A 25409-nucleotide genomic window follows, 5' to 3' on the forward strand; every position below is an offset into this window, starting at 1 on the left:
TTGTTGCGAACTAAGCTGCATAAATTCTATACTAATATTTTTTAATCTGCTCATATGGAAGATGTCCTCCAAAAAGATCCAGCGCACTTCCTATTGTAAAATCCACTTTTCCACCCGTCTTTTTTCTAAAATGTTCAATGTCCTCAAGACTTGCGATTCCTCCTGCATAAGTCACTGGTATCATATCGAACTCTCCAAGAATTTTTGCCAGCTCTTCATCAATTCCGGCTGATTTTCCTTCTACATCTACACCATGCACCAGATATTCATCGCAATATCCGGCAATTTCCCTTAAAACTTCCTGTGTCAGTTTTACATCCGTAAACTTCTGCCAGCGGTCTGTCACTATATAATAACCGTCTTCTTTTTTCCTGCAGCTCAAATCAATAACAACATTTTCTTTTCCCACTGCATGTTTAAGTTTTTCCATATTTTCCCAATTTATCTTCCCGTCGCGGAACACATAAGATGTTACGATCACATGGCTTGCCCCCGCCTCCAGAAACTCTTCTGCATTTTCGGCATGGATTCCACCGCCCACCTGAAGTCCTTTTGGATATGCACCAAGTGCCAGCATTGCCTGTGCTTTCGTTTCTCTATAATATTCTGAAGATACCGGATTTAAAAGTATCACATGTCCCCCTATAAGTCCGTCTTTCTGATACATTTTTGCATAATAATCCGCATTTTCAGAGGCCGTGAAATTTTCCTTTGCCTGATTGCCCTGATCAGTAAGACTTGCGCCTACAATTTGTTTGACTTTTCCATTATGTATGTCTATACAAGGTCTGAAATGCATGAAAAAACTCCTTTCCTTATCTAAAAGAAAAGCCACACTCTCACAGGGACAAATCCATTTATCCCCGAAAAAATGTGACCTTGTCTTCTTATCTTACATTCTTTTCTTATCTGTCGTTCACATTGTCATTACCAGTCGTCGCATCATTCACTGTGTTATTGTTTGTGTTTTTCCGGTTATCCGACCGTCCATCACCATCCAGATCATCGACTACATCGCCTACGCCTTTTCCGACATCGTCAATTCCATCTTCCAGGCCGTCACCGATTTTGTCCATGGCACTATCACCAGTCTGTGTGTCATTCGCGCCATTGTCATTCACCACATCATTCTGCCCTGCTCCATTATCATTTGAATTTCCTGCACAGGCAGTAACTGAAACCAAAATACCAACACACATCATAATCAACAATAACTTTTTTAACCGTTTCATAATTTTCGTCTCCTTTTCCGTATAGAATGCTACATGCAAATACTTCACTTGCTGATAGTAATATCTGCATTTTACAGTTTTCTATACCTTTTTAGAGATTGACATTATTTTACAGTCGTTCTGCAATGCGTCCGCTTCTGTATGCCTCCAGGAGAAATTCCAGATCATGGATCTGTTCTACCAGTTCTTTTCCCACATCCGTGTCTAAAACAGACTGGCGCTTTGATACAATTTCTGTCACAATGGTATCAGAATGAATATCTGTTTCATTTTCAATTGCTGATTCTTTCGATTCAAACGGCTCATGGGCACTTAAAATCATACCATAAGAATTATAGATCAGCGTATAGCCTGCAATTCCGGTCTGTTTCTGATATGCTCTTGAAAATCCTCCGTCGATAACAAATACTTTGCCTCCACATTTCATCGGATTTTCTCCATTCTTGGATTTTACCGGCATATGACCATTGATGATATGACTAAAGGAATGCTCTAGTCCGAATTCTTTCAAAATACGGTCGACCACCTTATCATTTTCCAAAAAATCATAATAAGGATTCTTTTTCTCCTTATGTGTCTCTTTTTCTGCCAGGAAATATCGCTCAAACGTTGCCATCTTGTCCTTACCGAACAGCGGTGAATTCTCACTGAGCCAGATATACCACATCATATCCTTCCCACGCTTTCGTTCCTTCTCGTCAATGGCATAAAATCCCTTTCTCACATAGCTTTCCAGCACCTCATAAAGTGCCTTTCCTTTGTAAGAACGCCCGTATATTTTTACTGACTTAAAACTTCCATCTTCATTCAGCGGAATACACCCGTGATACAACAAGTTGTTATTGTATACTTTGTATAATCCACCTTTACTTAAAAGAAAATGCATATGGCTCTGTAATTTTTCGCAGTTGACAAATGCCTGTGTCAGACGATCCAGCACCTCTTCTTCGGCTTCTGTCAATGCATATGGCCGTTTTGGATCGATCGTCGGGAAGTTTTTATCCAGAAGTTCATATGTTTTTCCATCCAACTCGATCAAACCATTTTCATAATCAATCAGATGCAAAAGATTTCGGTGTTCCAGCTTAAATCCAGGATTTTTTTTGATAATCTGTCCTTCTATCTTAAACTGGATAATAGAAATCGCCTTATGCATCTTCATGTTCAGCATTGTTTCACTGGGGTCATAGTCCGGATCATCCTTCAGTTCAAAGCAGCTGCATGGATCATCCCGATATGTGTTCAGTGCAAATGTAGCAAGCGGCAGGAGGTTAATTCCATAGCCATCCTCCAAAATCTCCAGATTTGCATATCTTGCACAGATGCGGACAACATTTGCAACACAGCCCTGTTGTCCTGCTGCCGCCCCCATCCAGAGTACGTCATGATTTCCCCATTGGATATCCATAGAATGATAACCCATCAGCTTGTCCATAATAATATGTGGTCCTGGCCCACGATCATAAATATCTCCTACAATATGCAGATGATCTACAGTAAGTCTCTGGATCAATTCACTCAAAGCCACAATAAACTCTTCGGAACGTTTGATCCGGATGATCGTATCTACAATAGAATTATAATAGGACTCCTTATCCAGAACATCTGCTTTCTCTGTAATCAATTCCTCAATGACATAAGCAAATTCCGGAGGCAGGGCTTTTCTGACTTTAGATCTGGAATACTTACTTGAAGTCCGCTTGCAGATTTCAATCAGACGATACAACGTAATCTTATACCAGTCCTCCATATTTTCTTCTTTTTTCTTAATGAGCTCCATCTTCTCTCTTGGATAATAAATAAGAGTAGCAAGGGTCTTCTTATCCTTACTACTCATAGTATTTCCGAAGACTTCGTCAATTTTTCTACGAACTGCTCCCGATCCATTCTTAAGAACATGGGAAAATGCTTCATATTCCCCATGGATATCCGTAAGAAAATGTTCCGTACCTTTTGGCAAATTTAAAATTGCCTGTAAGTTAATAATCTCTGTTGATGCCTTAGCAATAGTCGGATACAGTTGAGAAAGTCTCTCCAAATAACGTGCTTCTAAATCTTTCATAACCTCTCCTTTATATAATATGGTTGTTTTTTCCAACTATAATATTTACGGATTACTTTGTGCTTTGCACTCCTGCAATCTGCCCCAAGATTCCTCGTAATATTATTTTAATACTACGTCTGACATATCGTATTTTCCTGCCTCTTTTCCAGCAAGGAATTTTGCAGCCTCTACAGCACCTTTTCCAAATACAGTTCTGGAGTATGCTGTATGTTTGAACTCAATCACTTCATCTATTCCTGCAAAGAGTACTTCATGTTCCCCAACAATTGTACCTCCACGCACGGCTGATATTCCAAGTTCTTTTTTATCACGTTTCTTTCTGACCTGACTTCTGTCATAGACATACTCGTACTGTCCATCTGCCGCCTCATTGATAGAATCTGCAAGAGCGATTGCAGTTCCACTTGGAGCATCCAATTTCTGGTTGTGATGCTTCTCAACAATTTCAATATCATAACCTGCCGGAGACAGTACTTTTGTCGCCTCTTTCAAAAGCTGCATCAAAAGATTGATTCCAAGTGACATATTGGCAGAACGAAGAACTGCTACCTTCTTGGATGCTTCTTCTACCTCCTGAAGCTGTTCCTCTGAAAGTCCTGTTGTGCAAAGAACAACAGGAATCTGTTTTTCTACGCAATAATCCAAAAGTCCGTCTACTGCCTTTGCATTTGAAAAATCAATCACAACATCTGCTTCTACATCACACTTTTCGATACTTTCGAACACTGGATATTCATTTACAACTTCCGTATATACATCCACTCCTGCCACAATCTCTACCTCTGCATCTTCTTTTGCAAGTGTAGTGATCGCACGTCCCATCTTGCCATTGCAGCCATGCATAATCGCACGTACCATAATATTTTTCCTCCTTGTCTTTTTACATGACAGAAAAGGATATCACCCGGGATATCCTTTTATCTGTAATTATCATTCCTGCTGCCATTCTTAAAAATCTCTATGCCAGTTCAATTCCAAAACCCTTCATGGCCTGTGCCAGTGCTTTTGTGTGTTCTGGTGAAAGTTCAGTTAATGGCATGCGAAGCGGTCCGCAGTCTTTTCCCATAAGTCCCATTGCTTTCTTAACAGGAATCGGATTTACTTCACAGAAAAGCTTTTCAATAAGCGGAATTGCTTTTAACTGAAGGTCCAGACTTCCTTTCATATCTCCCTCAAAAAACTTCGCACAGATATCATGCGTCTCCTTTGGAGCTACATTAGAAAGAACCGAGATCACTCCCTTTGCTCCCAGAGAAAGTAATGGTACGATTTGATCATCATTTCCTGAGTACAGATCAATGTTACCATCTGTCAGAGACATGATCTTTGCAACCTGGGAAATATTTCCAGATGCCTCTTTTACACCTACAATATTGTCAACATTCTTTACAAGTTCTGCCACAGTAGCCGGCTCAATATTACAACCTGTTCTGCTTGCAACACTATACATAATAATTGGTGCCTTCGCTTCTTTTGCTACAGCTCCATAATGTGCGATCAGTCCTGCCTGTGTGGCCTTATTATAATAAGGTGTAACAAGAAGTAATCCGTCTGCACCATAATCTGCTGCCTCCTTAGACATATCAATTGCTGTACGTGTACAATTAGAACCTGTACCTGCAATAACTGGGATTCTGCCTTTCACTCTGTCAATTGCAAACTTTACGCACTGCATATGTTCTTCTTCTGTCATTGTTGCAGACTCGCCAGTTGTTCCACAGATTACAATACAATCTGTTCCATTATTGCAGTGGTAATCAAGCAGTGCATCTAACTTATCATAATTAATACTTCTTTCTCCATCATCATTAAATGGTGTGACAATTGCCACTCCAGCTCCAGTAAATATAGCCATCGTACTCCTCCTGACTTTTCATGCGTTTTAAATTTTCTGTCATGATTCATTATTAATTGAAATTCTAGCATCATTATCAAGGGATGTCAATGAAAGACTATACTTCTAAACAAGTTGCGAACATTTTGACCTACCCATTTTTTATATTTCCACACATTCCAGTTTACTTACAGATACCTCATACGCGGTTCTCTCTTCCGTCAGCGTATCCGATAACTTCTTTATATATGTACGACTCTGTATTCTGCCTATGATCTGCACATGCTCTCCTACTTCAAATGCAGAAGCATATCTCGCATTTCTTCCCCAGCAGATACATGGTATGTAATCTGATTTTCCATATGGTCTGTTCACCGCCAGCAAAAGGTCAGCGATTTCTCTCCCAAGTGGAGTTTTCCGATAGACCGGAAGTTTACAGATATAGCCGTCCAGGAAAATGCTATTCGTCTTCGCTCCATCCAGTTCTTCATCAATAAACTCCAACTCTCTTACAAATACAGATAATACAAGCCGATTTTTTTGCTCTTCATGTCTGTTATAAGACCGGAACTGACCATTCACCATAATATACTCACCTGTATAATCTCTTGTCACATCAATCAAACGCTCCGAAATCATCAGTGGAATCCGGTCTTCCGAGTTGCTCAGACGCTTCACCTTTACCTCTACCATATAAAATCCTTCCCCGAATACCTCATGGCTGAAAGTAAAATCTGAAGCAATCTCTCCCATAATCGTCACCTGGTTATTTTCAATAATCTTATCTGACATAATTTTAAGTTCTCCTTCCTCTAAAACGTATTTCCTATGGTCTTTAATAATCTATGCCTAAAGTACAGAATTTAGAACAACTTTTTTAAACTCTTGTAAAATTTCAAAAATGTGGTAGACTAATAAAGTTGTATATATTAAATTAGAAGTGTTTACAAGTGAAGATTCAAAGAAAAGGATGTTATAAAATGAAGACAAAACGCGAAGATGTAAGAAATATCGCAATTATCGCCCATGTTGACCACGGTAAAACGACACTGGTAGATGAATTATTAAAGCAAAGCGGCGTATTCCGTGAAAATCAGGCCGTTGAGGAACGTGTCATGGATTCCAACGATATTGAAAGAGAACGTGGAATCACTATTCTTTCTAAAAATACTGCCGTTACTTATAACGGGGTGAAGATTAATATCATTGACACACCTGGACATGCTGATTTCGGCGGCGAAGTAGAACGTGTCCTTAAAATGGTAAACGGAGTTATCCTCGTAGTTGATGCATTTGAAGGTGCTATGCCACAGACAAAGTTCGTTCTCAGAAAAGCAATGGAATTAAAACTTCCTGTTATTGTATGCATCAACAAAATCGATCGGCCAGAAGCAAGAGCTGAGTCTGTTATCGATGAAGTTCTGGAACTTCTCATTGATCTTGGTGCATCGGATGAACAGCTTGACTGTCCGTTCGTATATGCTTCTGCAAAAGCTGGTGTTGCTGCTTTAGAGCTGACAGATGACATGAAAGATATGAAACCACTGTTTGATACAATCTTAGACTATATTCCTGCACCGGAAGGCGACCCGGAAGCTCCGACTCAGGTTCTTATCAGTACAATTGATTACAATGAGTATGTAGGACGTATCGGTGTTGGTAAAGTAGATAACGGTACGATCGCAGTGAACCAGGATATGGTTGTTGTCAACCATCATGATCCGGACAAACAGCAGAAAGTTAAAATCAGTAAGCTCTACGAATTCGATGGTCTGAAAAAAGTAGAAGTAAAAGAAGCAACCATCGGTTCCATTGTAGCAATTTCTGGTATTTCCGACATTTCCATCGGAGATACACTCTGCTCTCCTGAAAATCCGGTAGCCATTCCGTTCCAGAAGATTTCAGAGCCTACGATTTCCATGGACTTCATGGTAAACGACAGCCCATTTGCCGGACAGGAAGGAAAATTTGTGACTTCCCGTCACCTGCGTGACCGTCTGATGCGTGAGCTGAATACAGATGTCAGCCTTCGTGTCGAAGATACAGAGAACATGGATTCTTTCAAAGTTTCTGGTCGTGGCGAACTTCACCTTTCTGTTCTTATTGAGAATATGAGACGTGAAGGATACGAATTTGCTGTCAGCAAGGCAGAAGTTCTTTATAAGAAAGATGAAAATGGTAAGCTCTTAGAGCCTATGGAGATTGCATACATCGATGTACCAGACGAATTTACTGGTGTTGTCATCGAGAAACTGAGCCAGAGAAAAGGCGAACTTCAGACGATGGGTGCCGGAAATGGCGGATATACCCGTCTTGAGTTCCGTATTCCTTCCCGTGGACTCATTGGATACCGTGGGGATTTCATGACTGATACAAAGGGAAATGGAATCATGAACACAGCATTTGACGGCTACGCACCATACAAAGGTGATATTCAGTATCGAAAACAGGGATCTCTGATCGCATTTGAGACTGGAGAATCTGTAACTTACGGACTTTATATTGCCCAGGAGCGTGGGCAGTTATTCATTGGAGCAGGTGAAAAAGTTTACTCCGGTATGGTCATCGGACAGAATGCAAAGACAGATGATATCGAGATTAATGTCTGCAAGACAAAACATCTTACAAACACTCGTTCTTCCAGTGCAGATGAGGCTCTCCGCCTGACACCTCCGAGAGTATTAAGTCTGGAGCAGGCAATCGATTTTATCGACACTGACGAGCTTCTGGAAGTTACACCAGACAATTTGAGAATCCGCAAGAAAATTCTGGATCCTAAGATGAGAAAAAGAAGCAACCTGAAATAATAAAATACTATTCAAGACTTGAAGCTGTCCGTATACATTTTTGTTGCGGACAGTTTTTTGAATCTTTTGACCGTGTTCTTCATATTTTCTACATCCTTTCCAAATTCTATATTGGCAAGACTACTCCGATACTTTATACTCTATATTGTAGATTTTTACTACTTACTTATTACTAATTCCCAAGGAGACAAAAAACATATGAAAGAATCTATATCTGTGTTTTTAAAACGGCTGTCTGATATTTTGGAATTTGTTATTTCATTTATATTGACCGCCGGTATTATCTTATTGTGTCTGCGTGTAGCCGGTGCGATTTACAAAATTCCAGATTTAAATGTCTGGCCTAACTACGAAGATCTTCTGGAAACTTGCTTCAATCTGATCATCGGTGTCGAGCTTATTAAAATGATGTACTCTCACTCCCCACAGACAGTTTTCGAAGTTCTCTTATTTGCAATTGCAAGACAAATCATCATCGATCATTCTTCCATCTGGAGCAGTCTTGTCGGTGTCTGCGCAATCGCTGTATTATTTGCCACACGTAAATTCTTATTCTGTAATTTTGATGATGCTGACAAATACATCTTCCACGCATCTGCAAAAGCAAAAAATATTGCCAGGCTTCTTTCCATTGACCTTCCGTATTCAGAAAACGATACACTGGAAGAGGTGATGCTTGATCAATTAAAAAAAGAAAATATAAATAACGAGATCGGAGCCTGTGTTTTCTTCAAAAGCTTCGGTCTACGCATCGCAAAAAAATCTGATGGAAAAATTTCAAGAATTGAAGTAATACGTGCTATACATTAACAACAAAACGTGCTATACTATATCTATCAGATAGATTACCGTTCTGGCCACCAACTGTCAGATATTAACGTCTGAAAAAACGTAGCAAAGGAGTTGGACAATATGAAATTCATTATTATTGGAAAGAACATTGACGTAACACCAGGATTAAAAGATGCTGTAGAGAGCAAATTAGGAAAATTACAGCGTTACTTCACACCTGACACAGAGATTCATGTAACACTCAGCGTTCAGAAAGAACATCAGAAGATTGAGGTTACAATCCCTGTAAAAGGCAACATCATTCGTTCCGAGCAGGAAAGCGACGATATGTATGTATCCATCGACCTGGTAGAAGAAGTCATCGAGCGTCAGCTCAGAAAATATAAAAACAAACTGGTAGCAAAGAATCAGGAAGGTAACAACTTCAGCAAGACTCTTTTTGAGACAGAAGAGTCAATTGAAGACGGTGAAGTAAAAATTGTCCGCACAAAAAGATTCGGAATCAAACCAATGTATCCTGAAGACGCATGCGTACAGATGGAATTACTTGGACATAACTTCTTTGTATTCTTCAATGCTGAGAATGAAGAAGTTAACGTAGTATATAAGAGAAAAGATGGATCTTTCGGATTAATCGAACCAGAATTCTCATAAAGCAACAAGCAAGACATAAAAATAACAAGAACGACCGGAGAGTGTTTACATTCTCCGGTCGTTCTTGTTATTTTTATGTATGGCGACTGCCATGGCCGAGAGGCAGCGTCGCGGCATCGAGGCTCTTGCTTGTTGCTTTTTTCTATATGCCGACTGCCATGGCCGAGAGGTAGCGTCGCGGCATCGAGGCTCTTGCTTGTTGCTTTTTTCTATATGCCGACTGCCATGGCCGAGAGGCAGCGTCGCAGAAGCTTTGCTCTTACGCCACTATCTGCGGCTCCCCATCAATCTGTGCGAACCAGCACTCATCGCCTTCTTCCATTTTTACTCTTCCATTCGTTCCTTCTGTAATCTCTGCTTCCACAGTCTTTACCTCTCCCAAAGGCAATAAAACACTTAATTCCACATTTTCCGTATAAATACGATCAATCAGCTTGATTCCACGTTGTCCCAAAATATACTGCACTTTTCCAAGACCATTATAATCTGTCTTAATATTCAGTTTAAGTCCCCGGATTCTGGTTATAATTACAGATGCACGGATTCCCGCCTGTGCAGAAGAAGAATAAGCTCTTACAAGCCCTCCGGTTCCAAGAAGTGTTCCTCCAAAGTAGCGGGTCACAACAACTACTATATTGCGGATTTCTTCCCCAAGAAGAACATCCAGCATAGGTTTTCCGGCAGTGCCGCCAGGTTCTCCGTCATCACTGCATCTTGCAAGCTGTCCTCTCTCTCCGATGACATACGCAAAACAGTTATGTCTCGCATCCCAATATTTTTTCTTCATTGCTTCTATAAAAGCAAGTGCTTTTTCTTCGCTTTCTACCGGAGCAACTGTCGCAATAAATCTGGACTTTTTTTCTATAATTTCATCCTGTCCACCTTTATACACAACTTTATATTTTTCCAACATATTTACATAACTCCCTTGATTTTTCATTCATACATATTACGCTTAAGAAGTCTTTTTTTTACTTCCTACCACATTACTATATCAAACTTCTTAAGATTTTCCATAGAAAATATGAAGTTTTCATTTTTTTCTTTATTTCAAATAGCTAATTTGCTATAATAACCTGGTATAAAGGAGGCATATACGCATGAATTATGGTAAGAAAAAAGCCGCAAAGCGCCAGAAGCAGATTACGTCAAAGTCTGCTATGCAGGCAAAGCGTGTAGGAGTCCGATTATTTAAGGCACTCCTTCTTTGCATCATCGTGGTTGCAATCGCCGGTGTTGCCGGTGGCGGACTATTTGTGAAAAAGATTATTGACAATTCTCCGGATATTACACCTGATGATGTAAAACCACAGGGATTTACAACTTTAGTGTACGCTGACGACGGAACAACTGAAATTGAACGTTTTGTTGCCGCAGGTTCTAACCGTGTATATAAAACAATCGATGAGATTCCGGCAGATCTTCAGCATGCATTTGTTGCTATCGAGGATGAACGTTTTTATGAGCATAACGGAATTGATATCAAAGGTATTGTCCGTGCCGGTGTTTCTCTTATTTCCGGGGGATCCCAGGGAGCCAGTACACTGACACAGCAGCTCATAAAAAATAATGTCTTTCCGAACTTTGTAAATGAAAAGACATTCTACGATAAGCTACAGCGAAAACTCCAGGAACAGTTCCTTGCCGTTTCCATCGAAAAGCAGATGAGTAAAGATGAGATTATGGAAGCTTATCTGAACACCATCAACTTAGGACAGAACTGTCTCGGTGTTCAATCTGCTGCGAAAAGATATTTCAACAAAGATGTTTCAGAACTGACTCTTTCTGAAAGTGCTGTTATTGCAGGTATTACACAGAGTCCTGGTAACCTGAATCCAATCACGAACCCTCAAAAGAACCAGAAGCGTCGTGATAAGGTTCTTAAGAATATGCTGAAACAGGGATATATCGATCAGGCTGCTTATGATGAAGCAATGGCAGATGATGTATATGCAAGAATCCAGTCTGTTAACGAAACCCAGACAGATTCTTCCAACGCATACAGTTATTTTGTAGATGCACTTGCAGATCAAGTCATGAATGACCTGCAGAATCAATGTGGTTTTTCAGAAACACAGGCTTACAATGCTGTTTACAGTGGAGGTCTTAGTATTTACTCCACTCAGAATCAGTCTCTTCAGCAGATTTGTGACGAAGAATCCAACGATGATTCCAATTATCCATCAAATATCGAATATGGTCTCGACTATGCACTGACTGTCACGCGTGCAGATGGAAGTACTGAGAATTACTCTTCCGGCCACATCAAAAAATATGTAAAAGAAACCTATAACAAAGATCAAGGACTTTTATATAAAAGTGAAGATGCCGCCCGTGCCATGGTAGAAGAATGGAAATCTACCATCGCTCAGGAAGGTGATACTTACAATGAAGTTATAAACATCTCACCACAGCCACAAGCTTCCATTACTTTGATGGATCAGTATACCGGTCAGATCAAAGCCATGGTCGGTGGCCGAGGTGCCAAATCAACCAGTCTGGGACTGAATCGTGCATACAAAGGTTCCAAGAGACAACCTGGATCTACTTTTAAAATCCTGGCTGCTTATGCACCGGCTCTGGATCTGGGCGAGATGACACTTGCTTCTGTCATTGATGATAAAAATTATGATGTTGGCGGTGGAAAAACTATTAAAGGAAGTAAAGGCGATGTATCCATGCGTACCGCTATCGCACTTTCTCTCAACTCCTGTGCTGTACAGACCAGTGATCTTGTTACTCAAGATGTGGGTATGGAATATTGTGAGAAACTTGGCATCAGCACACTGGTAACTAACAAAGTAGTAAATGGAAAAACTTATTCTGATAACGCAAAAACCCTTGCCCTTGGTGGTCTGACAGATGGTGTTTATAATTACGAACTCTGTAGTGCCTATGCTGCAATTGCCAACAACGGCGTTTACAATAAACCAACTCTTTACACGAAAGTTTTAGATCATGATGGCAATGTTCTTCTTGACGGAACTGGCGAGAGTCACCAGGCAATCAAAGACAGTACAGCCGGACTTCTTACGAGTGCTCTTCAGACCGTAGTAGAGGAAGGTACCGGTAAAGCCTGCCAGTTAGATAATATGCCGGTTGCCGGTAAAACAGGTACAACAACATCCAACAAGGACTTATGGTTTGTCGGATATACACCATATTACACATGTGCTGTATGGGGCGGTTATGATGATAACAAAGAATGTAATTCCGATACAAAATTCCGTTTCCGCATCTGGAAAGGAATCATGAGCAGAGTACATGAGAATCTTGAAACAAAAGATTTTGTAATGCCAAGTTCTGTAGAGAAAAAATCCGTCTGCACAATTAGCGGATATCTGGCAACTTCCAGTTGTCCAAGTGTAACAGAATACTTTGCAACAGACAGCCTTCCAAATCAGAGTTGTCCGGGACATAAAAACTATTCTGAAGACTATGATTCTAAAGAAAATGACAGTAAGTCCAATGACACAAATAGCGATAATACTGGTAACAATACCGGTACTAATACCGGAGATAATACTGGAGGCAATACCGGTGGCGGTGATGCTGGCGGGGGTAACACTGGTGGTGATACCGGCGGCAATACCGGTGGTGGTGATACCGGCGGCAATACCGGTGGCGGTGATACCGGCGGCAATACCGGTGGCGGTGATGCTGGCGGTAACACACAATAATCATTTTGGCTTACCCCAGTATTGATAATTTAAAAATCAAAAGCAGGAGAGTGGATATCCACTCTCCTTTCCTATATTCCTATATTCGAAACATCTGCCTTCTACACTTGACTATCCAGGATCAATTTTGCAGCTCCACAGATTCCTGCATCATTTCCAAGGCTTGCAATAGCAAACTGAGTATCTTTATTTGCAAAAAAGGCTCGCTTGCGATAATATTTTTCTATATATGTAAGGAGAATTTCTCCTGCTTTTGACACTCCTCCTCCAATTACAAAAAGGCTTGGATCTACTACGACTGCTACGTCTGCTAATCCTTTCGCCAGGTATTCTCCGAATTCTTCTACAACATCTACTGCAAGCAGATCACCTTCTTTTAAGGCATCAAATACGATTTTTGCATCTATCTTATCCCAATCATAAGTTCGCAATATTGAATCTTTCTTATCAGCTGCGAGATGTTCTCTGGCAATTCTTGCAATTCCTGTTGCAGACGCATACTGTTCAAGACAGCCTTTCTTTCCACAGCCACAACACTTTTCTTCAAAGTAATTTACACAGATATGTCCGATTTCTCCGCCAGCTCCATTGGCACCGATCAAAGGCCTTCCTCCCATGATCACTCCTCCGCCAACTCCAGTTCCAAGTGTGACCATGACCATATTCTTCTCACCATGTCCAGCACCTTTCCACATCTCACCGAGTGCCGCTACATTGGCATCATTGCCAACAACAACCTGCCAACCTGTCAGATTCTCTAATTCTTTCTTAACCTCTTTATATCCCCATCCAAGATTCGCTGTCTTTCTCACAATACCTTCCGAATTTACCGGTGCCGGAATTCCCATTCCAATTCCTATCACTTCTTCTGCCGGAATTGCTTTTTCCTGAATCTTTTCCTTTAAAGCCGTTGCTATATCTTGAAGAATGGATTCACCTTCATTTTCAGTTCTTGTAATAATCTCCCATTTATCAAGAATTTCTCCATCCACTGTAAACAATCCCAGTTTTATAGTGGTTCCCCCAACATCTGCTCCAAAACAGTATTTCATAGTTATTTTCTCCTCGTGTATATATTTTAATCTTTTTTTGTAAGACTACGTTGTACTCTCTGATATAGCTCCTGTGCAGCATTATAACCCATAGACTTCTGTCTGTGATTAATAGCAGCCGTCTCTACAATAATAGCCAGATTACGTCCTGGACGGATTGGGAGATTGTGGCAGACTACCTTATTCCCAAGAAATTCTGTATACTGATCTTCCAGTCCCAGACGATCATACTCACGCTCTTTATTCCACTCCTCCAGTGTAATAACAAGGTCAATATTCTTGGTCTCTCTGACGCTTTGAACACCGAACAAAGTCTTAACGTCCACAATTCCAATACCTCTGAGTTCAATAAAATGCCTTGTAATATCCGGCGCTGTTCCTACCAGTGTCTCATCACTGACCTTGCGGATCTCCACAACATCGTCACTGACAAGCCGGTGCCCTCTCTTAATCAGTTCCAGAGCCGCCTCACTTTTTCCAATACCACTCTCTCCCATAATCAGTACACCGACACCGTAGACATCTACCAGTACTCCATGGATGGAAATACATGGTGCTAACTGAACATTTAACCACCGAATGATTTCTGCCATAAATGCAGATGTATGTGAATCTGTTGAAAATACCGGAATATTCGCTTCTGTTGCCTTTTGCAAGAGCATATCATCTGGTTTTAAAGCACGGCAAAATACCAGGCATGGAATCTTGTAAGAAAGAAGCGTGTCATAAATTTCCGCTTTTTTCTTTTCTTCCAATGTTGTCAGGTAGCTATATTCTACATAACCGATGACCTGCACCCGTTCCGAATCAAATCTTTCAAAAAATCCTGTCAATTGTAATGCAGGACGGTTAATATCCGGAACCTCCACAGCCTTATCCGACAACTCTACATCCGGTGTCAGATTTTTCAGATTCATCTTCTCGACAACCTGCTTCATTTGAACTACATTTTTTCGCATATATGTCTCTCCTTCCAGGCATCCTATTACTAATATTAAAATTATAGCACATCAGTGAAAAAAATCATACACATCCTTAGCGGATTTTTCATTCATAGAAGGAAGACTCTTTAGTTCCTCTACAGTGGCATTCTTGATTGCCTCAATGTTGGCAAAATGCTTCATTAAATCTTTTCTTCTTGCTGGTCCAACACCTGGAATATCATCCAAAATCGAATGAACTTGTCCTTGACTGCGAAGCTGCCTGTGAAATGTAATTGCAAACCGGTGAGCTTCATCCTGAATGCGCGTGATCAGTCTGAATGCTTCCGAATTCCGGTCAATAGGAATCTCTTCATTGTGATAATAAAGCCCTCTGGTTCTGTGGTGATCATCCTTTACCATACCGCAGACCGGAATATCCAAATTCAGCTTATCCAGCACTTCCAGTGCAATATTTACCTGCCCTTTACCTCCGTCCATCAGAATCAGATCTGGAAATGCTGTAAAACTGCCAAGTTCTCGACCTTCTTCCTTTTCTCTTAAGCCGTGCCCGAACCGCCTTGTAAGCACTTCATTCATACTGGCATAATCGTTCGCCCCTTTTACCCCTTTAATCTTGAATTTACGGTAGTCATTTCTCTTCGGTTTTCCTTTTTCATAGACAACCATAGAGCCAACTGATTCAAATCCATTTGTATTGGAAATATCATACGCCTCCATACGATTCAGTCCGGTTAAGCCCAAAAGATTTTGAAGTTCTTTGACTGCACCAATCGTTCTTCCCTCTTCTCTCTTAATCCGCTCTTTATCCTTCGTCAGAACCATTCGGGCATTTTTTTCTGCCAGCTCTACCAGTTTTTCCTTTGTTCCTTTTTTCGGAATGACCAGATGTACTTTATGCTCTTTTTTCCTTGTCAGCCATTCCTCAATAATCTCATGATCTGGTATTTCCTCTGGCAACATAATCTGTCCCGGAATATATGGTGTCCCTGCATAAAATTGCTTGATAAAACTGGAAAGTATCTCTGCCTTTGTCTCCTTATCCACTAGCTTCAGATAAAAATGATCCCGCCCGATCAATCTTCCATTTCGAATAAAAAACACTTGCACAACCGCATCTTCCAAATCTTTTGATACTGCCACAATATCCCTGTCATCTCCCGCAGTATCTGTAATTTTCTGCTTCTGTGCAATTTTCTGTACACTGTTTATCAACTCCCGATATTCAATTGCCCGCTCAAACTCCAATGCCTCTGACGCTTCTTCCATCTGTGCCTTCAACTTTTCCAGAATCGGATCATAATTGCCATTCAGAAAATGTAAGACTTCCTCTACAGACTTGCGGTATTCCTCCTTCGAAATGTATCCCTGACACGGAGCTTTGCACTGATGAATATGATAGTTCAGACATGGCCGCTCTTTTCCAATATCCTTTGGCAGTCTCCGGTTACAGCTTCGGATAAAATATAACTTTCGAATCAGTTCTATTGTGTCTTTCACTGCCCCGGCACTCGTATAGGGGCCAAAATACTTTGCCTTATCTTTCTGCACTCTTCTTGCCAACATCACTCTTGGAAATGGCTCCTGCACAGTAACTTTTATAAATGGATAAGCCTTGTCGTCCATCAACATTGTGTTATATTTTGGTCTGTGCTCTTTGATGAGATTACACTCCAGCACCAGCGCTTCCAGTTCCGAATCTGTTACGATATACTCGAACCTGGAAATGTGAGTCACCATCTGTTCTATCTTAGCCCCTTTGTTACGACTGCTTTGAAAATACTGTCGTACACGGTTTTTCAGACTGATTGCTTTTCCCACATAGATGATTTTATCTGTCTCATCATGCATCAGATAAACTCCCGGCTTGCCCGGCAGTTTTTTTAATTCTTCCTGAATATCAAACATAATTTACTCCCTGTTTTTTCAACTCAATGTAACAGAAAATACCGCCTCCCTGACAAAAATCTGATTTGCCCGGGAAACGGTATTCAAATACATTAACTTTCTGTATTATTCTTCTGCAATTCCTTCTACTTCATGGAAAATCTTCATGAATTCTTTTCCTGTGATTGTCTCTTTCTCAATCAGAAATGCTGCAATCTTATCCAGTGATTCTCTGTGTTCTGAAAGAAGTTTCTTTGCTTCCTCATAAGCTTCTTTCAGCATCTTCATAACTTCATGATCAATCTCAGAAGCTGTCTCCTGACCACAGTTCATAACCGGACGTCCGTCCAAATATCTGTTCTGGACCGATTCCAGCCCGATCAGCCCGAACTTCTCACTCATACCATATTGGGTAATCATAGCTCTTGCCACACTGGTTGCTTTCTCAATATCATTAGAAGCCCCTGTTGTCACTGTATCAAATACAATCTCTTCTGCAGCACGTCCTCCGAGCATTCCAACTAACATAGCCTGCAGTTCTTTCTTTGTATTCAGGAACTTTTCTTCTTCCGGAGTCTGCATAACATATCCAAGTGCTCCCATCGTACGCGGTACGATCGTAATCTTCTGAACTGGCTCAGAATCCTTCTGCAACGCACTGACAAGCGCATGTCCGACTTCATGGTAAGACACAATCTTGCGCTCTTCCTGATTCATCACACGGTCTTTCTTTTCTTTACCTACCAGCACAACTTCCACTGCTTCAAAAAGATCCGCCTGTGATACGGCATTTCTTCCATTCTTAACTGCGTTGATTGCGGCTTCATTGATCATATTTGCAAGATCTGAGCCAACTGCTCCGGAAGTTGCAAGTGCGATTGCTTCCAGATCAACCGTCTCATCCATCTTCACATCTTTAGAGTGCACTTTCAGTACTTCCACACGTCCTTTAAGATCCGGTCGTTCCACAATAATACGACGGTCAAAACGTCCCGGTCTTAACAATGCCGGATCCAGAATCTCCGGACGGTTCGTGGCTGCCAGAAGAACAAGACCTTTGTTACTTTCAAATCCATCCATCTCAGCCAGAAGCTGGTTCAATGTCTGTTCACGCTCATCGTTACCGCCCATCTGTGTATCACGGCTCTTACCAATTGCATCAATCTCGTCAATGAAAATAATACAAGGTGCCATCTGCTGTGCCTGCTTAAACAAGTCTCGGACTCTGGATGCTCCGACACCGACATACATCTCTACAAATGCAGATCCACTCAATGAAAAAAACGGTACTTTTGCCTCTCCTGCAACTGCTTTTGCCAAAAGTGTCTTACCTGTTCCCGGAGGTCCTACAAGCAGTGCTCCTTTTGGAAGCTTTGCTCCTACGCTTGTATATTTTCCCGGATTGTGCAGGAAATCTACAACTTCCTGCAAAGAGTCCTTCGCTTCATCCTGCCCTGCTACATCCTTAAATGTGACGCCGGTCTGTTTTTCCACATACATCTTGGCATTACTCTTGCCAATTCCCATCATGCCTCCGCCTTTCGACATCTTACGGGTCGTCCATACGATCAGTGCAATAAATATGACAAGCGGAATGATATTCATAGCATACTGGGCAACAATTGCAGAAGTTGTATCCGGTACCTCCTGATTGAAATCAATCTTTGCTTTTTCCAGTTTTTCCACCAATTGATCATCATTCATCCGGCCTGTGTAATATTCCCTGTTGACCTTATCTCCACTTTCCTTCTTTGCCGTGATCAGAATCCTGTCACTCTTAATTTCAACTTTCTCGACCTTCTTCTCATCAATCATCTTCAGGAACTTGTTATAAGTAATTTCCTGGTCACTTTCCACTCCCTGAAACTGATACATGGCAAATACCAGAAGTGCCGTCAGCATCGTAATCAGTATGACAAAAGAAAAGCCTTGTTTGTTATTTTTATTATTATTCTTGTTTCCATTCTGGTTGTCCATTTTTCTCCTCCTGTGTCACTCTCCATTATACGGACAGCCTTGTTAGAAATCAATAAAAACATTATGAAAAGATTGTAAACTAACCATAATATGTAGTATACTTTTTCTGTGGTTTTTCATGCCTGAATTTTTCTGTATATTTCAGAACAGTTCCGGCATATGAACGATAGAACTCATAATATAATACAGAGGACAAGAGAGGATTTATTCATTATGAAAATTGGTTTTGACAATGACAAGTATCTGCAGATGCAGTCTGCCCACATTAAAGAGCGAATCAGTCAGTTTGACAATAAGCTCTATCTGGAATTTGGAGGCAAATTATTTGACGATTATCACGCTTCCCGTGTACTGCCTGGATTTCAACCTGACAGTAAGCTCCGTATGCTGGACAAGCTTTCCGATCAGGCAGAAATTATCATCGTGATCAGCGCCGAAGACATCGAGCGCAACAAAATCCGTGGAGATCTTGGAATCACTTATGATTCTGATGTCCTCCGCCTGATGAACATTTACCGTGATCGCGGACTCTATGTCGGCAGTGTTGTTATTACAAAATACAGTAACCAGGAAAGTGCTTCCTTATTTAAAGCCCGCCTGGAGAAAATGGGCATCCGTGTATACTGCCACTACTTGATTGCAGGATATCCGACCAACATTCCGGTCATTGTAAGTGAAAACGGTTATGGAAAAAATGATTACATTGAAACTTCCAGACCACTGGTCGTTGTGACTGCTCCCGGACCAGGAAGTGGAAAAATGGCTGTCTGCCTCTCCCAGCTCTATCACGAACTGGAACGCGGAATCCGTGCCGGTTATGCCAAGTTTGAGACATTTCCTATCTGGAATATCCCGCTGAAGCATCCGGTCAACTTAGCTTATGAAGCAGCCACTGCAGATCTGAACGATGTAAATATGATCGATCCATTCCATCTTGAAGCTTATGGCGAGACAACCGTTAACTATAACCGTGATGTAGAGATTTTTCCTGTATTAAATGCAATTTTCCAACGCATTTACGGAGAAAGCCCTTACAAATCACCAACAGACATGGGAGTGAACATGGCCGGAAACTGTATCTGTGATGATGAAGCATGCCGCGAAGCTTCCAAACAGGAAATTTTACGCAGATATTACGAATCCCTGCGCCGTCTTCTTCTTGGTCAGTGCTCCGACAATGAAGTCTATACCATCGAAATGTTGATGAACCAGGCTGGTGTTACTATCCATGACCGCAAAGTTGTTGACGCTGCCCTTGAATACGAGAAAATAACGAATGGTCCTGCTGCTGCTATCGAACTTCATGACGGACGCATTATAAAAGGAAAGACTTCCAAACTGCTCGGAGCAACTGCTGCCATGCTGCTTAATGCCCTGAAAGATCTGGCTGGCATCGAACATTCCTGCCATGTCATTTCACCGGAAGCCATCGAACCAATCCAAACATTAAAGACAAAGTATCTTGGAAACAAGAATCCACGCCTTCATACTGATGAAGTTCTTATTGCTCTTTCTGTAAGCGCAGCCTCTAATCCACTTGCAAAGAAAGCACTAGAACAGCTTCCGAATCTTGCAGGATGCCAGGCACATACTTCCGTCATGGTAAGCTCTGTAGACATCAAACAGTTAAAGCGCCTTTCTATTCAGGCAACTTATGAAGCAAAATATGAAAAAAGAGACTAAAATCTCTGTATTTTTTAATAAAAAAGGTGTATACTTTTAAAGTATTTTTTGAGATATGTTTTTTGGGGGACATGCTTGAACATATTTTTTCATTCTAAGGAGGACATTATGGCAGTAAAATATGTATTTGTTACAGGTGGTGTCGTATCAGGACTTGGAAAAGGAATCACTGCTGCATCTTTAGGTCGTCTTCTGAAAGCTCGTGGTTATACCGTGACTATGCAGAAATTTGACCCTTATATCAACATTGATCCAGGTACTATGAACCCGGTACAACATGGCGAAGTATTTGTAACTGATGACGGAACTGAGACAGATCTTGATCTTGGTCATTATGAGCGTTTTATCGATGAAAGTCTCGGTAAAAATTCCAACGTTACGACTGGTAAAGTCTACTGGTCCGTACTTCAAAAAGAAAGACGCGGAGATTTCGGTGGAGGAACTGTACAGGTTATTCCTCATATTACTAACGAAATAAAATCTCGCTTTTATCGCAATCCTGCTGCTGAGAATACAGAAGTAGCAATCATTGAAGTCGGAGGAACTGTAGGCGATATCGAAAGTCAGCCATTTTTGGAAGCCATCCGTCAGTTCCAGCATGAAAAAGGACATGACAATGTAATTCTCATTCATGTTACATTAATTCCATACCTGAAAGCATCTCAAGAGATGAAAACTAAACCAACACAAGCTAGTGTAAAAGAACTGCAGGGCATGGGAATTCAGCCAGATATCCTTGTGTGTCGTTCTGAATATCCACTTGGAACAGGAATTAAAGATAAACTTGCTCTGTTTTGTAATGTTCCTGCAAATCATGTATTGCAGAATCTGGACGTTGAATATTTGTATGAAGCTCCACTTGCAATGGAAGAAGAACATCTGGCTCAGGTAGTATGCGAATGCTTGCACTTAAATTGTCCGGAACCAGATTTAAAAGACTGGAAAGAAATGGTGAACTATCTGCGAAATCCAAACACAGAAGTAACCGTCGCACTTGTCGGAAAATACACACAGCTTCATGATGCTTATATCAGTGTTGTAGAAGCACTCAAACATGGTGGAATTTTCAGCCGCGCTACTGTCAATATCAAGTGGGTAGATTCTGAACTGGTAACTGCAGATAATGTTGATGAAATTCTTGGCGATGTCAGTGGTATTCTTGTTCCAGGTGGTTTTGGCAATCGTGGAATTGACGGTATGCTTGAAGCGATCAAATATGCTCGCACACACAATATTCCATTCCTGGGGCTCTGCCTTGGAATGCAGTTATCCATCGTTGAATTTGCAAGAGACGTCATTGGATACAATGATGCTCACAGCGCTGAATTAAATCCAGATACTACACATCCGGTCATTCATATCATGCCAGAACAAATTGATGTAGAAAATATCGGTGGAACATTAAGACTTGGCTCTTACCCATGTATTTTAAATAAAGACTCCAAAGCATATAAGCTGTACGGATCTGAAGAAATTCAAGAACGCCACCGTCATCGTTATGAGGTAAATAATGATTACCGCGATGTACTGACTCAAAATGGTATGCTATTATCCGGACTTTCTCCGGATGGACGTATTGTAGAGATGGTAGAGATTCCAGATCATCCTTGGTTCATCGCGACCCAGGCTCATCCAGAATTAAAATCCCGTCCAAACAGACCACACCCATTGTTCCGTGGATTTATTGAAGCATCTCTGGAATATCAAAAAGAGCATAAATAAATCACTTGCAGTATATAACTGCTGGAAAATAGACAATTCCAAAATAGGGAGGGTTTGACTTGTACCGAGTCAAACCCTCCCTGAACTTTTATATTTCTAGTAAATCACTCTTTATTATTTAATCTCTACCTGATTCTGCGCTGCGACCAGATGTGCTGCACCATACTTCTCACGAAGCTTTGGCTTTTCAATCTTTCCAGTAGGATTTCTAGGAACCTTTGCAAAAATCAGCTTACGAGGTCTCTTGTATCTTGGAAGTTTCTTGCAGAATTCATCAATTTCTTCCTCTGTGCACTCTACACCAGGTTTTAACTCAATAATTGCTGCTGAAATTTCTCCCAGTCTATGATCTGGAAGTCCGATAACTGCCACATCCAGAATTTTATTATTAGTACGAAGAAAATCTTCAATCTGTACCGGATAAATATTCTCTCCGCCACTGATAATGACGTCTTTCTTACGGTCAACCAGATAGATAAATCCATCTTCATCTTCCATTGCCATATCTCCAGTATACAACCAGCCATCATGAAGTACTTCAGCCGTTGCTTTTTCATCTTTATAATAGCAAGTCATGACTCCCGGACCTTTGACTGCCAGCTCTCCAGTTTCGCCCTGTGCGACCAGATTTCCATTCTCATCGATAATCTTTGTCTCCCAGCCAAATCCTGCTTTACCGATCGCACCGACTTTATCAATATGATCCAATCCAAGATGCACACATCCAGGTCCAATAGATTCACTCAATCCATAGTTTGTATCATATTTATGATTTGGAAAATATTCCTTCCAGTGACGAATCAGACTTGGCGGTACCGGCTGCGCACCGATATGCATAAGTCTCCACTGCTCCAGATCATAATCCTTCAAATCTACATCTTTGTTATCAATTGCAAGAAGTAAATCCTGTGCCCACGGTACGAGCAGCCATACGATAGTACATTTTTCCTCTGAAACTGCACGAAGAATTGTCTTCGGATTCGTTCCTTTCAAAAGGACTGCCTTTCCACCTGTCAAAAGACTTCCAAACCAATGCATCTTAGCCCCTGTATGGTAAAGTGGCGGAATACATAAAAATACATCGTCCTTTGTCTGTCCATGATGATTCTGCTCTACTCGTGCAGCATGCATCAGAGATTCATGATTATGCAAAATTGCTTTTGGAAATCCTGTTGTTCCAGAAGAAAAATAAATTGCTGCATCATCTTCATCTACAATGTCAATCTTTGGTGACTGACTGGAACAGTTTGCTGTATGCGAAGTATAATCTTCTGCAAATCCCGGACAGCCATCGCCTACAAAATACAGAAGTCTTCCTCTTCCAATATCGTCCGCAATCTCCTCCACACGTCCGATAAATTCCGGTCCGAACACTAAAATATCTACATCCGCCAGTTCTACACAATATTTAATCTCATCGGCTGAATAACGGAAGTTCAGCGGTACTGCCAAAGCTCCCGTTTTCAGAATACCAAAATAAATCGGCAGCCACTCCAGACAATTCATCAAAAGGATTCCGACCTTGTCCCCTTTTTGGACTCCGCGTTCCAGAAGCAGATTTGCAAATCGATTTGCTTTCTCATTGAATACATTCCATGTAATTTCGCGTCTGTAATATGGTGCACGGGATGGTTCAATCAAATCATACTCCTTCCACGTGCTCCTTTTTGTCTCTGGCATCTCTGGATTAATCTCGACCAGACAGACGTCATCGCCGTACAGGCGACAATTTTTCTCCAAAATATCCGTAATAGGCATTGCTAATTATTCCCCTTTCTGGCACAAAGCTTCAAATGATTTCAATTATCCTCTTTCCATACTGAAATTTCAAAATCCTTTATAGCTTTGACGCTTTAGCGCTTTTACTCGATAAAGTATATGATATCGGATTTCAAGGAAAATGTCAACGTTTCCACAGAATCTTTCCATCTTAGTTTCCGCATTCTAATTTCTGTTGAATCTTTCCATCTTAGTCTTCAATGATTTCTTCATTGTAACCTTCTTCATAATATTTAATCAACGCTTGTGTTCCAAGATCACCATACCCTTCTGCTTCCAAAACTTCATAATTTGCAAGTGTCTGACTAAGCACATCCAAATCCAGCTCACACTGATTTGCCTCAATCAAAGCAATCTTCATATCCTTAATAAAATGTTTCATAAAAAATCCAGGAGTATAATCTCCGTGTAGTATCTTCTCTCCAAAGAAATCTAGCTGCTTACTTCCGGCTGCTCCTGTCGCAACAGATTTTAATACAGTCTCACAATCCAAATCTTTTGCTTTTGCATAGCTAAGTGCCTCACAAAGTCCTGACATGGTTCCGGCAATCATGATCTGATTCACCATCTTGGCATGCTGTCCACATCCAGCTTCTCCCTGATAATTGATATTCGTTCCCATAGCTTCAAATAACGGCATACAAGCCTCATAATCTTCCTTGTTGCCACCGACCAGAATAGAAAGTGTTCCTGCCTTTGCTCCTGTATCACCTCCGGTCACCGGTGCATCTACAACATGAACTCCTTTCTTTTTACCTTCTTCATATATTTTCTTGGAAATCATCGGACTGGTCGTTGTCATATCAATCAGATACATTCCTTTCTCTGCCTGATCCATAATATTTCCTTCATCAAAATAAACTTCTTCCACATCCTGAGGAAATCCTACCATCGTAATCACAGCTTCACTTGCTCTTACACATTCTCCAATCGTCTCATGAAAGATAGCACCTTCCTCTATCACATCATCCACTTTACTCTTTGTTCTTGCATATATATGTAGTTCAAATCCCGCTTTCATAAGATTTTTGACCATGGACTTCCCCATGATTCCAACACCGATAAATCCGATTTTCTTCATAGTCTCTCTCCTGTTTCTTCTATTTATATGTATTCAAGAATGCTTTCAAAGTTCTTTCTGTGCCTCTGAATTGTATTCTGTGGGGGAGCATACAAATACTCCCCATTTCATTCAGAATACGCCATATGTTTTATAATGTCAATTATATGTTTCTCTATTATGCCCCACCATTTGTCAAACAAACTACTGCTTAAGGTTCTGTTACAATTTATAAATACACTTC

At 40.9% G+C, this 25409-nt stretch carries 19 protein-coding genes; 6 read left to right on the forward strand and 13 right to left on the reverse strand.

Annotated features, from left to right (window positions below):
• Positions 1 to 31: 31 nt before the first annotated feature.
• From hisA to C7E02_RS03910, 6 genes are all read right to left on the reverse strand, one after another.
• Positions 32 to 799 carry a phosphoribosylformimino-5-aminoimidazole carboxamide ribotide isomerase gene (gene hisA / locus C7E02_RS03885; RefSeq protein ID WP_022279715.1) on the reverse strand — a complete coding sequence of 256 codons (768 nt, stop codon included), beginning with the start codon at positions 797 to 799 and terminating at the stop codon, positions 32 to 34.
• Positions 800 to 905: 106 nt separating this feature from the next.
• Positions 906 to 1232 carry a hypothetical protein gene (locus tag C7E02_RS03890; protein WP_005339748.1) on the reverse strand — a complete coding sequence of 109 codons (327 nt, stop codon included), beginning with the start codon at positions 1230 to 1232 and terminating at the stop codon, positions 906 to 908.
• A 109-nt stretch (positions 1233 to 1341) separates the two neighbouring features.
• On the reverse strand, positions 1342 to 3294 hold the full coding sequence (locus C7E02_RS03895) for a fructose-bisphosphatase class III (protein ID WP_005339747.1): 1953 nt from the start codon (positions 3292 to 3294) through the stop codon (positions 1342 to 1344).
• Positions 3295 to 3396: 102 nt separating this feature from the next.
• Entirely contained in the window at positions 3397 to 4155 is a 759-nt protein-coding gene (gene dapB / locus C7E02_RS03900; protein ID WP_029731770.1) for a 4-hydroxy-tetrahydrodipicolinate reductase, read from the reverse strand.
• Between the two features lie 100 nt (positions 4156 to 4255).
• A complete protein-coding gene (gene dapA / locus C7E02_RS03905; RefSeq protein ID WP_022279717.1) occupies positions 4256 to 5152 on the reverse strand; it encodes a 4-hydroxy-tetrahydrodipicolinate synthase in 897 nt (298 codons plus the stop codon).
• 141 nt (positions 5153 to 5293) lie between these two features.
• The gene (locus tag C7E02_RS03910; protein ID WP_005339739.1) at positions 5294 to 5923 is read right to left on the reverse strand and encodes a single-stranded DNA-binding protein; all 630 of its coding nucleotides are present in this window, start codon (positions 5921 to 5923) and stop codon (positions 5294 to 5296) included.
• A gap of 188 nt (positions 5924 to 6111) precedes the next feature.
• On the opposite strand from C7E02_RS03910, the gene typA reads away from it, so the two are divergent.
• The 3 genes from typA (at position 6112) to hpf (ending at position 9384) form a co-directional block, all read left to right on the forward strand.
• The gene (gene typA, locus C7E02_RS03915; RefSeq protein ID WP_005331348.1) at positions 6112 to 7938 is read left to right on the forward strand and encodes a translational GTPase TypA; all 1827 of its coding nucleotides are present in this window, start codon (positions 6112 to 6114) and stop codon (positions 7936 to 7938) included.
• 198 nt (positions 7939 to 8136) lie between these two features.
• On the forward strand, positions 8137 to 8748 hold the full coding sequence (locus tag C7E02_RS03920; protein ID WP_005339738.1) for a transporter associated domain-containing protein: 612 nt from the start codon (positions 8137 to 8139) through the stop codon (positions 8746 to 8748).
• A 102-nt stretch (positions 8749 to 8850) separates the two neighbouring features.
• Positions 8851 to 9384, forward strand: coding sequence for a ribosome hibernation-promoting factor, HPF/YfiA family (gene hpf, locus C7E02_RS03925; protein WP_005339737.1), 534 nt, complete (start codon positions 8851 to 8853; stop codon positions 9382 to 9384).
• A gap of 259 nt (positions 9385 to 9643) precedes the next feature.
• On the opposite strand, the gene C7E02_RS03930 is transcribed toward hpf, so the two are convergent.
• Positions 9644 to 10297 carry a YigZ family protein gene (locus C7E02_RS03930; protein WP_005339736.1) on the reverse strand — a complete coding sequence of 218 codons (654 nt, stop codon included), beginning with the start codon at positions 10295 to 10297 and terminating at the stop codon, positions 9644 to 9646.
• 187 nt (positions 10298 to 10484) lie between these two features.
• Here C7E02_RS03930 and C7E02_RS03935 point away from each other — a divergent pair, with 187 nt between their 5' ends.
• Positions 10485 to 13064: a transglycosylase domain-containing protein gene (locus C7E02_RS03935; protein WP_029731773.1), complete on the forward strand. Its 2580-nt coding sequence runs from the start codon at positions 10485 to 10487 to the stop codon at positions 13062 to 13064.
• Between the two features lie 101 nt (positions 13065 to 13165).
• On the opposite strand, the gene C7E02_RS03940 is transcribed toward C7E02_RS03935, so the two are convergent.
• The 4 genes from C7E02_RS03940 to ftsH form a co-directional block, all read right to left on the reverse strand.
• Positions 13166 to 14116, reverse strand: coding sequence for an ROK family glucokinase (locus C7E02_RS03940; protein WP_005339733.1), 951 nt, complete (start codon positions 14114 to 14116; stop codon positions 13166 to 13168).
• 26 nt (positions 14117 to 14142) lie between these two features.
• Positions 14143 to 15075, reverse strand: a complete 933-nt coding sequence (hprK, locus tag C7E02_RS03945; RefSeq protein ID WP_005339731.1) for an HPr(Ser) kinase/phosphatase — start codon at positions 15073 to 15075, stop codon at positions 14143 to 14145.
• A 51-nt stretch (positions 15076 to 15126) separates the two neighbouring features.
• Positions 15127 to 16965, reverse strand: a complete 1839-nt coding sequence (uvrC, locus tag C7E02_RS03950; protein WP_029731774.1) for an excinuclease ABC subunit UvrC — start codon at positions 16963 to 16965, stop codon at positions 15127 to 15129.
• A gap of 105 nt (positions 16966 to 17070) precedes the next feature.
• The gene (gene ftsH, locus C7E02_RS03955) at positions 17071 to 18921 is read right to left on the reverse strand and encodes an ATP-dependent zinc metalloprotease FtsH (RefSeq protein WP_105308845.1); all 1851 of its coding nucleotides are present in this window, start codon (positions 18919 to 18921) and stop codon (positions 17071 to 17073) included.
• Between the two features lie 213 nt (positions 18922 to 19134).
• Here ftsH and C7E02_RS03960 point away from each other — a divergent pair, with 213 nt between their 5' ends.
• Together C7E02_RS03960 and C7E02_RS03965 are read left to right on the forward strand one after the other, a co-directional pair.
• Positions 19135 to 20604 carry a DUF1846 domain-containing protein gene (locus C7E02_RS03960; RefSeq protein WP_005339724.1) on the forward strand — a complete coding sequence of 490 codons (1470 nt, stop codon included), beginning with the start codon at positions 19135 to 19137 and terminating at the stop codon, positions 20602 to 20604.
• A 108-nt stretch (positions 20605 to 20712) separates the two neighbouring features.
• Positions 20713 to 22326, forward strand: coding sequence for a CTP synthase (locus C7E02_RS03965; RefSeq protein WP_005342383.1), 1614 nt, complete (start codon positions 20713 to 20715; stop codon positions 22324 to 22326).
• Between the two features lie 114 nt (positions 22327 to 22440).
• Here C7E02_RS03965 and C7E02_RS03970 read toward each other — a convergent pair whose 3' ends face one another.
• Positions 22441 to 24084, reverse strand: a complete 1644-nt coding sequence (locus C7E02_RS03970; RefSeq protein WP_005331377.1) for a class I adenylate-forming enzyme family protein — start codon at positions 24082 to 24084, stop codon at positions 22441 to 22443.
• Positions 24085 to 24295: 211 nt separating this feature from the next.
• Positions 24296 to 25186 carry an NAD(P)-dependent oxidoreductase gene (locus C7E02_RS03975; protein WP_105308846.1) on the reverse strand — a complete coding sequence of 297 codons (891 nt, stop codon included), beginning with the start codon at positions 25184 to 25186 and terminating at the stop codon, positions 24296 to 24298.
• Positions 25187 to 25409: the final 223 nt, after the last annotated feature.

Source organism: Dorea sp. Marseille-P4042 (assembly GCF_900290215.1).
In the GTDB taxonomy this organism is placed as follows: domain Bacteria; phylum Bacillota; class Clostridia; order Lachnospirales; family Lachnospiraceae; genus Dorea; species Dorea formicigenerans.